This is a genomic window from Ensifer sp. ZNC0028 (assembly GCF_000799055.1).
GTDB lineage: Bacteria > Pseudomonadota > Alphaproteobacteria > Rhizobiales > Rhizobiaceae > Ensifer.
In genome coordinates this window covers 20,905-31,569 of the sequence record NZ_JTLA01000026.1, presented here as the reverse complement: position 1 = coordinate 31,569, position 10,665 = coordinate 20,905, and the positions used below count along the sequence as shown (strand labels likewise).

9 protein-coding genes and 1 riboswitch are annotated in these 10,665 nt (G+C 64.1%); of the genes, 8 read left to right on the top strand and 1 reads right to left on the bottom strand.

Annotated features, from left to right (window positions below):
* A riboswitch (TPP riboswitch) is annotated at positions 1-102 on the bottom strand. This riboswitch is flagged as partial in the annotation.
* A gap of 420 nt (positions 103-522) precedes the next feature.
* Genes bioB through L981_RS06215 form a run of 5 tightly spaced genes read left to right on the top strand, consistent with a single transcriptional unit; the run spans position 523 to position 5,567 of the window.
* Positions 523-1,539 (top strand): biotin synthase BioB, encoded by a 1,017-nt coding sequence (gene bioB / locus L981_RS06235; RefSeq protein WP_043612959.1) that lies wholly within the window; start codon positions 523-525, stop codon positions 1,537-1,539.
* On the top strand, positions 1,536-2,681 hold the full coding sequence (locus L981_RS06230) for an 8-amino-7-oxononanoate synthase (protein ID WP_043612957.1): 1,146 nt from the start codon (positions 1,536-1,538) through the stop codon (positions 2,679-2,681). Before bioB ends, L981_RS06230 begins: the two co-directional genes overlap by 4 nt.
* Positions 2,678-3,316, top strand: a complete 639-nt coding sequence (gene bioD / locus L981_RS06225) for a dethiobiotin synthase (protein ID WP_043612955.1) — start codon at positions 2,678-2,680, stop codon at positions 3,314-3,316. Before L981_RS06230 ends, bioD begins: the two co-directional genes overlap by 4 nt.
* Positions 3,313-4,581, top strand: a complete 1,269-nt coding sequence (locus L981_RS06220) for an adenosylmethionine--8-amino-7-oxononanoate transaminase (RefSeq protein ID WP_043612953.1) — start codon at positions 3,313-3,315, stop codon at positions 4,579-4,581. Before bioD ends, L981_RS06220 begins: the two co-directional genes overlap by 4 nt.
* Positions 4,578-5,567 carry a beta-ketoacyl-ACP synthase III gene (locus tag L981_RS06215; protein ID WP_043612951.1) on the top strand — a complete coding sequence of 330 codons (990 nt, stop codon included), beginning with the start codon at positions 4,578-4,580 and terminating at the stop codon, positions 5,565-5,567. Before L981_RS06220 ends, L981_RS06215 begins: the two co-directional genes overlap by 4 nt.
* A gap of 47 nt (positions 5,568-5,614) precedes the next feature.
* On the opposite strand, the gene L981_RS06210 is transcribed toward L981_RS06215, so the two are convergent.
* The gene (locus L981_RS06210) at positions 5,615-6,616 is read right to left on the bottom strand and encodes a LacI family DNA-binding transcriptional regulator (RefSeq protein ID WP_043612947.1); all 1,002 of its coding nucleotides are present in this window, start codon (positions 6,614-6,616) and stop codon (positions 5,615-5,617) included.
* Positions 6,617-6,912: 296 nt separating this feature from the next.
* On the opposite strand from L981_RS06210, the gene L981_RS06205 reads away from it, so the two are divergent.
* The 3 genes from L981_RS06205 to L981_RS06195 all read left to right on the top strand — a co-directional run bounded on the left by L981_RS06205 (position 6,913) and on the right by L981_RS06195 (position 10,540).
* Positions 6,913-7,845, top strand: coding sequence for a sugar ABC transporter substrate-binding protein (locus L981_RS06205; protein WP_043612945.1), 933 nt, complete (start codon positions 6,913-6,915; stop codon positions 7,843-7,845).
* 117 nt (positions 7,846-7,962) lie between these two features.
* Positions 7,963-9,525, top strand: a complete 1,563-nt coding sequence (locus tag L981_RS06200; RefSeq protein WP_043612970.1) for a sugar ABC transporter ATP-binding protein — start codon at positions 7,963-7,965, stop codon at positions 9,523-9,525.
* Between the two features lies 1 nt (position 9,526).
* Entirely contained in the window at positions 9,527-10,540 is a 1,014-nt protein-coding gene (locus L981_RS06195; RefSeq protein ID WP_043612942.1) for an ABC transporter permease, read from the top strand.
* Positions 10,541-10,665 lie beyond the last annotated feature (125 nt).

The following is a 10,665-nucleotide window of genomic DNA, read 5'->3' as shown; positions in this document are numbered from 1 at the left end:
TCCCTACGCCAGTATGAACTGGATCAGGTTCAACGGGTCACTGCGCCGCGCAACCGCATAGCAGAATCTCAGCCCCTTGGCGGGACACCCCTGGTGAATGCTCCAAGCTGACCGCTCGGGGCCGTTTTTGTCAAGAGCCAGCATTCGTGCTGACCGTGATCTGACTGACGAAAAAATTATCTATAATTTTGCGGCGAGAAAGCGCAGGCGTCGGTGGCGCGATGGAAGGAAGGGGGCTGGCCGACCGGAGTGAAGCTTGGAATACCGGAAAAGTCCGGACTCGTAGTGGTTTTGTTGGCGGCGTGCGCGAGACTTCGGCGCTGGCGCGCGAGTGATTGATTGTCGGCTCTCGCCCGGTGCCGACGGCGTCCGGACCCTCATGCGATCCCAAGATACAACCAGCAGAGTATGCTATGTAAACATTTCTCCCTTTGGGTGCTTGCGAATTTCCGTGTCTGACAAAATTATAGATAATATTGGATTCTATCTATTTTACGATGACGACCTGAAGGACGAGCTGAAATGCTGGACGAAAACCGACCGACTGCTGCTGATTTTATCCCGGGCGACACAGCCCAATCCCGCTGGACCCAGGCGGAAGCGGAGAAAATCTATAATCTGCCGTTCAACGATCTGCTCTACCGCGCCCACACCGTTCACCGCGCGCAGTTCGATCCCAACGCCATCCAGATGAGCCGGCTGCTCTCGATCAAGACCGGCGGCTGCGCCGAGGATTGCGGCTACTGTAGCCAGTCCGCCCACTACCCGACCGGGCTCAAGGCATCGAAGCTGATGGAGGTCGAGCGTGTGCTTGCCGAGGCGCGCAAGGCGCGCGACAGCGGCGCCACCCGCTATTGCATGGGGGCCGCGTGGCGCAGCCCGAAGGACCGCGACATGGATGCCATCGTCGCCATGGTCGAGGGTGTACGGGCGCTCGGCATGGAAACCTGCATGACGCTCGGCATGCTGACGCCGGCCCAGTCTGCGCGGCTCGCCGCGGCTGGGCTCGATTACTACAACCACAATGTCGATACGTCCGAACGCTTCTATAGCGAGATCATCACCACCCGCAGCTTTGCCGACCGGCTGGAGACGCTCGCCAATGTCCGCGACGCCGGCATCAAGGTCTGCGCCGGCGGCATCCTCGGCATGGGCGAGACGGCCGACGACCGGATCTCGATGCTGGTGACCCTCGCCAACCTGGCCGAGCCGCCCGAGAGCGTGCCGATCAACATGCTGATCCCGATCCCGGGCTCGAAGCTGGCCGATGCAGCACCCGTCGATCCGATCGATTTCGTCCGCACCATCGCGCTTGCTCGCATCCTGATGCCGCAATCGCATGTCCGGCTTTCGGCCGGTCGCACCGACATGAGCGGCGAGACGCAGGCGCTCTGTTTCTTTGCCGGCGCCAATTCGATCTTTGTCGGCGAAACCCTGCTAACCGCCGATAATCCCGGCGAGGACCACGATGCAGCGCTCTTCCGGCGGCTGGGGCTGAAGCCGATGGCTCCGCCGGCAAGGCAGGACGCGGCGGAATGACCGCGGGTCTTTTTGCGCGCCATGAGAAGACGCTGGAGAGCCTCGAACACAGGGGCCGCCGGCGCGCTCTTGCCCCCGCCGGCGGAGTGGATTTCACCTCGAACGACTATCTGGCGCTCGCCGCCTCGCCGCGGCTGAAGGCGGCGATAACGGCCGCCATCGCGCGCGGCGTGCCTGTCGGCTCCGGCGGCTCACGGCTGTTGCGCGGCAATCACGAAGAACACCAGGCGCTGGAGACGGAAGCGGCCGCCTTCTTCGGCGCCGAACGGATGCTCTTTTTCGGCAGCGGCTATGCCGCCAATGCTGCCTTGTTTTCGACGCTGCCGCAGCGGGACGATCTCATCGTCCATGATGCCCTGATCCATGCGAGCGCTCATGAAGGCATCGCGGCAAGCAAGGCCGATGCGGTGGCAGCAGTGCACAACGATGTCGGCGCCTTTGCCGATGCCATCGAAAAATGGCGCCGGGCCGGCGGAGCGGGGCGCCCGTGGATTGCCGTCGAAAGCCTCTATTCGATGGATGGCGATCGCGCGCCGCTCGCCGACCTCTTAGCGCTTGCCGCGCAGCATGACGGCTTTCTCGTCATCGACGAGGCGCACGCGACCGGCGTCTTCGGACGGGAAGGTCGCGGTCTGGCGGCGGAGTTGGAAGGCCGGGAGAACGTCGTCGTGCTGCACACCTGCGGCAAGGCGCTCGGTGTTTCCGGCGCGGTGGTCGGGGCGAGCGCCGTCCTTTGCGACTATCTCGTCAACCGCGCCCGCAACTTCATCTACTCCACCGCACCTTCGCCGCTCGTTGCGGCCGCGGTGCGCGAAGCGCTCGCAGCCCTCGTCGACGAGCCGGAACGCCGCGCCGCATTCGAGGGCCTCAGATCCTTCGCCAACCGGGCGCTCGTCGAGACGCTCGGCATCGAAGGCAGCGGCTCGCAAATCCTGCCCATCCCGATCGGCGACAACGGCCGAGCGCTCCGCATCGCCGCCCGCATGCGCGCCGAGGGTTACGATATCAGGGCAATCCGCCCGCCGACGGTGCCGGAAGGCACCGCGCGTCTTCGGATCGCCATCACGCTCAACGTCGACCAGTCTGCAATCGCGCAGATGCTACAGCAGTTGAAAATCGCGATCGCCAAGGAGCGGCCATGAAAACCCGTATCGTGGTCACCGGTACCGACACCGGTATCGGCAAGACCATCTTTTCCGCGGCGCTTACCGATGCGCTCGACGGCTGCTACTGGAAGCCTGTGCAGTCGGGCCTCGACGAAGAAACTGACAGCGAAACCGTCGCCCGGCTTGGCCGGTTGTCGGCCGACCGCGTCCTGCCTGAAGCCTACAGGCTCGCAACACCGGCCTCGCCGCACCTCTCGGCACGGATCGACGGCGTCACCATCGCTCCGGACCATCTGTCCCCGCCCGCGGTGGACCGATCGCTGGTGATCGAGGGCGCAGGCGGGCTTCTGGTGCCGCTGACGGAGCGCATGGTCCTTGCGGATGTCTTTGCGCGCTGGCAGATCCCGGTGGTTCTCTGCGCCCGCACTGGGCTCGGCACGATCAACCACACCCTGTTGTCGCTCGAAGCGCTGCGCTGCCGCGCCATTCCCATCCTCGGCGTCGCCTTCATCGGCGACGCGCAGGAGGACAGCGAAGCGGTCATATCCGAACTTGGCGCCGTGCGGCGTCTCGGCCGGCTGCCGCGGCTCGACGCGCTGACGCCCGACCCCCTGCGCCGCGCCTTCGCTGAAAATTTCAACATCGCCGATTTCCTGGAGGTGTCGGTATGAGAAACACCGCCGTCTGGTATCCCTTCACCCAGCATGCGCTGGAACCGGCGATGCGCCGCATCGTCGGCACCGAGGGCGCCTGTCTCGTCGACGAGGACGGCGCGTCGATCCTCGACGCGATTTCGTCCTGGTGGGTCATCACCCACGGCCACCGTCACCCCACCATCATGGAGGCGATCCGCAGGGCTACGGAAACCTTCGACCAGATCATCTTCGCCGAATATACCCACGCGCCGGCCGAGGAACTCGCGCGCGGGCTGATCGAGATCGCACCGCCCGGGCTCGCCCATGTGTTTTATTCCGACAGTGGTTCGACCGCGGTCGAGGTCGCGCTGAAAATGGCGCTCGGTTTCTTCCACAACAACGGCCGGCCGCGAAACCGCATTTGCGTGCTGGAGCACGGTTATCACGGCGACACGATCGGCACCATGTCGGCGGGCGAAAGAGGCGTTTTCAATGCCGCCTACGCGCCGCTGCTCTTCGCTGTCGATCGCCTGCCCTTTCCGGAGCCGGGCCGGGAGCAGGCGACACTCGACGCCTTCGAGCGGGCTTGCGCCTCCGGCGAGGTCGCCGCCCTGTTGGTTGAGCCTCTGCTGCTTGGCGCCGGCGGCATGATGACTTACCCCGCCTCCGTGCTGTCCGAGCTGAAACGCATCGCCGAACGGCATGGCAGCCTGCTGATCGCCGACGAGGTGATGACCGGTTGGGGGCGGACGGGCAGCCTGTTTGCCTGCGAGCAGGCCGGTATCACGCCCGATATTCTCTGTACCTCGAAGGGGCTGACCGGCGGCGCGCTTCCCCTGGCCGCGACGCTTTGCAGTTCGGAGATCTTTACGGCGCATCTTTCGGCCGACCGGCGCAAGACCTTCTTCCATTCGAGTTCCTACACGGCCAACCCGATTGCTTGTGCCGCGGCACTCGCCAATCTCGCCGTCTGGAGACAGGAGCCGGTAGAGGCGCGCATCGAAACCTTGGGCGCACACCAGCATCGGCATCTGGCGCGCTTCGCTGATGATCCGCGCTTCGCCGACGTCCGCCAGCTCGGCACCATTACGGCCCTCGATCTCGTGGTGCCGTCCGGCGGTTATCTCGCCGAGGTCGGCCCGCGGCTCCGGGCGTTTTTCCGTAAGCGCGGTTTGCTGATCCGTCCGCTCGGCAACGTCATCTATCTGATGCCGCCCTATTGCGTCACCGATGCCGATCTTGGGCGGGCCTATGACGCGATCGACGAGGCGGCGTCGCTCTTCGGGGCAGGGCAGCTATGAGGCCCGCTCGCTCCTCCCGGATCGCCGGTTTCGGCCATGCGGTGCCGGAACGGCGTGTCGCCAATAGCGAGATCGAGGTGACGCTCGGGCTTGAGCCCGGCTGGATCGAGCGCCGCACCGGCATTCGCGAGCGGCGCTGGGCCGCGCCTGACGACACGCTTTCGGGGCTTGCGGCAAAGGCGGGCAAAATGGCGCTCGACGATGCCCGCACGCCATCCGGCGATATCGCCCTGGTCCTGCTTGCGACCTCCACGCCGGATCACCTGCTGCCGCCGTCCGCTCCCCTGCTTGCCCACCATCTCGACCTTTCGAATGCCGGCGCGATCGACCTTGCCGGCGCCTGTTCGGGCTTCCTCTACGCCCTGACGCTTGCCGACGGCTTCGTGCGGACGCAGGGAAGGCCGGTGCTGGTGGTGGCCGCCAACATCTTGAGCCGCCGGATCAACCCGGCCGAGAGGGCGAGCGCCGTGCTCTTTGCCGATGCCGCCGGTGCCGTCGTCGTCGCCCCCTCCGACGATCCGAAAACTGGTCTGCTCGGCGTAGACCTCGCCGCCGACGGCAGCCGCTACGATCTGATCTCGATTGCCGCCGGCGGCAGCAACAGGCCATTTTCTGCCGACACCAGGCCGGAGGATCTGCTGATGACGATGCGCGATGGGCGCGAGATGTTCGCGCAGGCGGTGGAGATGATGACGGCCTGTGCAGTCAACGCCATCGACGCCGCCGGCTGCAGCGCACCAGACATCAATCGCTTCGTGCCGCACCAGGCCAATGCGCGTATCTTCGACGCCGTCTGCGACCGGCTCGGCATTGCGCCGTCGAAAACGGCGCGCACGATCTCGGACTACGGCAACTCGTCGGCCGCGACCATCCCGCTGTCGCTATCGCTGTCGCACCGGCAAAAGCCCTTCATCGCCGGCGAAAAGCTGTTGCTGACGGCGGCCGGCGCAGGGCTTGCTGGAGGGGCGGCGGTGCTCGCGATCTGATGAGGCGCCGAGGGCAGCAACACCCCGTATCGCGAGGCGCAGTGATTTCAGTGCGTTGAGGGCGCAGCGCACGAGCCGCGTTTCATCAGCATCGGCTGCAGCTTGTATTCCTCCTGCAGCGCATGGCTGCCGAGCACGCCTTCAAGCGCGAGCCGGGCGATCTCGTCGATCGGCTGGCGAATGGTGGTCAGCCGCGGCAACACCAGCGAGGCCAGCGGAATGTCGTCGAAGCCAACGATCGAAAGATCGTTCGGAACCCGAAGCCCCATGTCGTCGGCGGCGCGCAACAGGCCGATCGCCTGCTGGTCGCTGGCTGTGGCGATCGCCGTCGGGCGGGTTGCTTCGGACTGCGTCAGCAGCTGCTTACCAAGTTCTTCGCCCGAGCGGTAATCGAAATGGCCTTCGACGATCTGCGGCAGAACGTAGTCACCGGGGTGGCTCTTCCGGAATTCGTCGAGCCGTTGAACGAAGCCGCCGCGGCGCTCGCCGGAGACCTCGGTCGTGCCGGGACCGCTAATGTAGCCGAGCCGACGATGGCCGAGCGAAAGCAGATGGTCCGCGGCGAGATAACCGCCCTGGCGGTTGTCGACGGAGACGAGCGCATGGCCGCTCAAGGGCCGGTCGACGGTCACCGTGCGCGTGCGCGACGCCAGCCCGTCGGCAAGGCTGTTGCTGACCGGCACGAGGATCAACCCGGCCGGCAGTCGTCCGAGCAGGGTTTCGATCTGCTGCTTCTCGGCGCCCGGGTCGTCATGTGTGTTGGCAAGCAGCACCGAGTAGCCCTCGGCGGACGCCAGCATCTCCACCTGTTTGGCAAGCTCGGCAAAGAACGGGTTGGTGATGTCGGGCACGACGAGGCCGATGATGTCGGTCTTGGCGAGCCTGAGGCTGCGGCCGAGAATGTTCGGCCGGTAGCCGATCGCGTCGATTGTCGCTTCGACCTTCGCCCTGATGTCCTCGCTCACCGTCTTGTTCTTGGCAAGCACACGCGAAACCGTGCCGACGGAGACCCCGGCGCGCTGGGCAACATCCTTGATCGTCGGGTTCAAGTGGTCAGCTCCCTATCATGTTCGCTGCATCGATCAGGAGGGGAAAATCATGCAACGGATCAAAGTCTTACGCCAGCGACCGCGGGTTTGCCCGACGGCGATGGTCTTTCTCTTAAATCAGAAAATGCCGCGAACCGGTAGCGGCTTCCAGCACAATTTTCTTTTCGATGAAACGTTTCATATTGACAGAGATGCTGCCTTTCTATCTTCTAAAGCTTGAAGCGGAACATGCATGCCTATGCGATGAAACGTTTCATCGATGGTTGGAGGACCATCTTTTCACCGGAGGAGAACCCATGAAATTTTCCCTGTATGCGTCTATCGTCGCACTTACCGTTGCCACCGCATTGCCAACGCTTGCCATGGCTGCCGATAAACCCGTCGTCGGCCTCGTCATGAAGTCGCTTGCCAACGACTTCTTCAAGAACATGCTGGAAGGCGCCGAGGCGCATGCGCAGAAGCGTGGCGACTACGAGCTCAAAGCTATCGGAATGCAGAACGAGACCGATTTCGAGAGCCAGTTGAACGGTGTCGAGAACTTCATCACCCAGGGCGTCGATGCGATCGTGATTGCGCCGGCCGACTCCCGCGCCATGGTCGCGCCGCTGAAGAAGGCGATGGATGCGGGCATTGTCGTCATCAATTTCGACGTTTCGCTCGACGAGCAGGCAAAGAAGGATGCCGGCGTCGACCTGGCCTTCGTCGGCCCTGATAACCGCGGCGGCGCCAAGATGGTCGGTGATGCGCTCGCCAAGGACCTCGGCGCCGGCGCTAAGGTCGTGATCCTCGAGGGCAATCCGGGCGCTGACAATGCGGCGCAGCGCAAGCTCGGCTTCGAGGATGCGATCGCGGCAGGCAAGCTCGATCTTCTTGATTCCCGCACGGCACATTGGGAGACGGAAGAGGCCAATTCCGTCTTTTCGACCATGCTGACGGCGCATCCCGATATCCAGGGTGTGCTCGCCGCCAACGACTCCATGGCGATCGGTGTCGTCAAGGCGCTCGACGCGGCTGGCCGTAACGACATCAAGGTCGTCGGCTTCGACAATGTGCCGGCGGTCGCCCCCATGCTGAAGGACGGCAAGCTTTTGGCGACGGTCGACCAGTTCGGCTCGCAGATGGCGGCCAACGCCATCGACAAGGCCCTCGAAGTCGTGGCCGGCGGGCCCAAACTCGAAGGTTGGGTGAAGACCGACATCGAGCTCGTGACCAAGGACAACGTGAAATAACCCTGAGACCGCGCGTGCGCACCGGGCGCTGCCCGGTGCGCTTGGGCAAGGACAGCATTCGCCGCAGGGCAGCGGCTAGCGTGCGCAATTGCTGCGTTTCAAAAGGGTCAGGTCATGATGAACACGCAAACCGTGCAGGCGGAAGCGGCTGGTGTTTCGATGCCGCCGGTTCTGGAGCTGCACGATATCAAGAAGGCCTTCGGTGGCACCAAGGCACTCAACGGCGTCAGCCTCTCCATTCAGCCGGGCGAAGTGCACGGCCTCATCGGCGAGAACGGTGCCGGCAAATCGACTTTGATCAAGGTTCTCTGCGGTATCGTCCATCCGGACGAGGGCGCAATCAATCTTGCAGGCCGGCCTTACGCGCCTGCAACACCGCGCGAGGCCAAGGCCAACGGCCTCCAGGTGGTGCACCAGGAATTCAACCTTCTGCCCCATCTGTCGGTAGCGGAGAACATCTTCATCGAGCATCTGCCGCGCAACGCGTTCGGCGTCGTCAGGCGGCAGGAAATGCACATGGGCGCACGGGCCGCACTCGACGCCATCGGCCTCAGCGACATCGATGTGCGTTGGCCGGTCTCGCGCCTCGGTATCGCCCATCGACAGTTGGTCGAGGTGGCGCGCGCGCTGATGACGGAAAGCCGTATCCTCATCCTCGACGAACCCACGGCGACGCTGACGTCGCGCGAAACCGAGCGACTGTTCAAGATCGTCAGCGACCTTCGCAGTCGCGGCGTTTCGATCGTCTTCGTGTCGCATCATCTCGACGAGGTGTTCCGCATCTGCGACCGGGTGACGGTGTTGCGCAACGGCGAGACGGTGTTCTCGCGGCCGATCGTCGAGACCAATCAGGACGAGCTGGTGCGCGCCATGGTGGGCCGCAAGCTGCAGCAGCAGATGGCGAGCGAAGTGGTCTCGTTTGCTCAGCCGGCACAAGCGTTGTCGCTCAACCGGTTTCGGCCGCCGCAATCGCCGCACGCCGAGGGCATTTCACTTGAACTGCACAGGGGCGAAATACTGGGGATCGCCGGGCTTGTCGGCTCCGGTCGAACCGAGCTTCTACGGGCGATCGCGGCCGCTCAACTGCCGCTCTCCGGCGAGCTCTTCCTTGAGGGGAACCGCACCTCCTTCCGCTCGCCGCGCGAGGCGATCAATGCCGGTATCGGCTTCGTGACTGAGGACCGGAAGGAAGAAGGTCTGATCCTCAATATGCCGATTTCGGCCAATGTCACGCTCGCGTCCCTCTCGGACATCTCGCGTGCTGGCATTCTCGACAGGAAGGCGGAAATCGAAGTGACGGAACGGCTCGGCGCCGAGCTCAAGCTGAAATATGGCGGCCCCGGCAAGAATGCGGCGACGCTCTCGGGCGGCAACCAGCAGAAGGTGGTGCTCGCCAAATGGCTGGCACGCAACCCGAAGGTCCTGCTGCTTGACGAGCCGACACGCGGCGTCGACGTTGGCGCCAAGGCGGAGATTTACGCCCTGATCCGCCAGTTCGCCGAACGCGGGTTGGCATTGTTGATCGTCTCGTCCGAGCTGCCGGAACTGATGACCCTCTCGGACCGCATCCTCGTGATGTCGCAGCACCGTGTCGTCGGCGAGCTGTCGCGGCCGGAATTCTCCGAAGAACGTATCCTGCAATTTGCCTACCAGGGCGAGCAGCAACAGGCGAGGCAGTAAGATGCAAGCACTCGAAAAGACTCAAGCCGGCGAAACCGTCCATGCCCGCCAGCTTCCGGGCTGGTCGCCAAAGGTGCTCCTGCGCGACGCCGGCATCGGCCTGGCGCTCCTGCTCCTGATCGTCTTCTTCTCGGTCTCGACCGAGCACTTCCTGACGGCCAACAACGTCTCCAACATCCTGACGCAGATCACCATCAACCTGATCCTCGCCGTCGGCATGACCTTCGTCATCCTGATCGGCGGCATTGATCTCTCCGTCGGCTCGATGCTCGCCTTCTGCGCCGTCGTCGGCGGAACGGTGCTGACGATCCCCGATCTCTCGGTGTTCCAGGCGGTCGCGCTAGCAACGCTCGCGGCCGTCGGCACCGGCGTCGTCTGCGGTTTCCTCAATGGCTGGATCAGCGCCTTCTGGGGGCTACCCTCCTTCATCGTCACGCTCGGCATGCTCAACATCGCCCGCGGTGCAGCACTGCAGGTGACGGATGCGCGCACGATCTATTCGTTCCCGCCGAGCTTCAACGCCTTCGGGTCGCAAATGATCTTCGGTATTCCCGTGGTCTTCCTGATCGCGCTGCTGCTCGTCGCGATCGCCTGGTTCGTGCTGTCGAAGACGGTGTTCGGCCGGCTGCTCTACGGCATCGGCAACAATGAGGAGGCGGTGCGTCTCGCGGGCCATTCGCTGATGTTCTACAAGGTGGCGGCCTTCACGATTGCCGGGGCACTCGTCGGCATAGCCGCCATGGTCTACATGGCCCGCCTCAATATCGCGAGCCCGATCATCGGCATCGGCTTCGAGCTGAACGCGATCGCCGCCGTCATCATCGGCGGCACCAGCCTCAACGGCGGCCGCGGCACGGTCATCGGCACTCTGCTCGGCGCCTGCATCACCGGGGTGCTTGCCAACGGCCTGATCCTGTTCGGGCTCAGCGACTTCATGCGCCAGATGATAACAGGCGTCGTCATCATCCTTGCTGTCATCATCGACAAGTATCGCGAGCGGCTGACCGGCGTTTAGGACCGGGAGCCACGTGCGAGCGGATCGCCGCCCGCCGCGACTGACGAGACACGGTGAAGGACAGGGTGGTCGGTTCGATGGACCCGCCCGCGGGGACCTCTGCGGCCTGGCTTTCACCGCAGAAG

What these genes read in the sequence shown, in the direction of transcription:
- bioB (WP_043612959.1), top strand. Translation starts at nt 523, where the DNA reads ATGCTGGACGAAAACCGACCGACTGCTGCTGATTTTATCCCGGGCGAC.
- L981_RS06220 (WP_043612953.1), top strand. Translation starts at nt 3,313, where the DNA reads ATGAGAAACACCGCCGTCTGGTATCCCTTCACCCAGCATGCGCTGGAA.
- L981_RS06230 (WP_043612957.1), top strand. Translation starts at nt 1,536, where the DNA reads ATGACCGCGGGTCTTTTTGCGCGCCATGAGAAGACGCTGGAGAGCCTC.
- L981_RS06200 (WP_043612970.1), top strand. Translation starts at nt 7,963, where the DNA reads ATGAACACGCAAACCGTGCAGGCGGAAGCGGCTGGTGTTTCGATGCCG.
- bioD (WP_043612955.1), top strand. Translation starts at nt 2,678, where the DNA reads ATGAAAACCCGTATCGTGGTCACCGGTACCGACACCGGTATCGGCAAG.
- L981_RS06205 (WP_043612945.1), top strand. Translation starts at nt 6,913, where the DNA reads ATGAAATTTTCCCTGTATGCGTCTATCGTCGCACTTACCGTTGCCACC.
- L981_RS06195 (WP_043612942.1), top strand. Translation starts at nt 9,527, where the DNA reads ATGCAAGCACTCGAAAAGACTCAAGCCGGCGAAACCGTCCATGCCCGC.
- L981_RS06215 (WP_043612951.1), top strand. Translation starts at nt 4,578, where the DNA reads ATGAGGCCCGCTCGCTCCTCCCGGATCGCCGGTTTCGGCCATGCGGTG.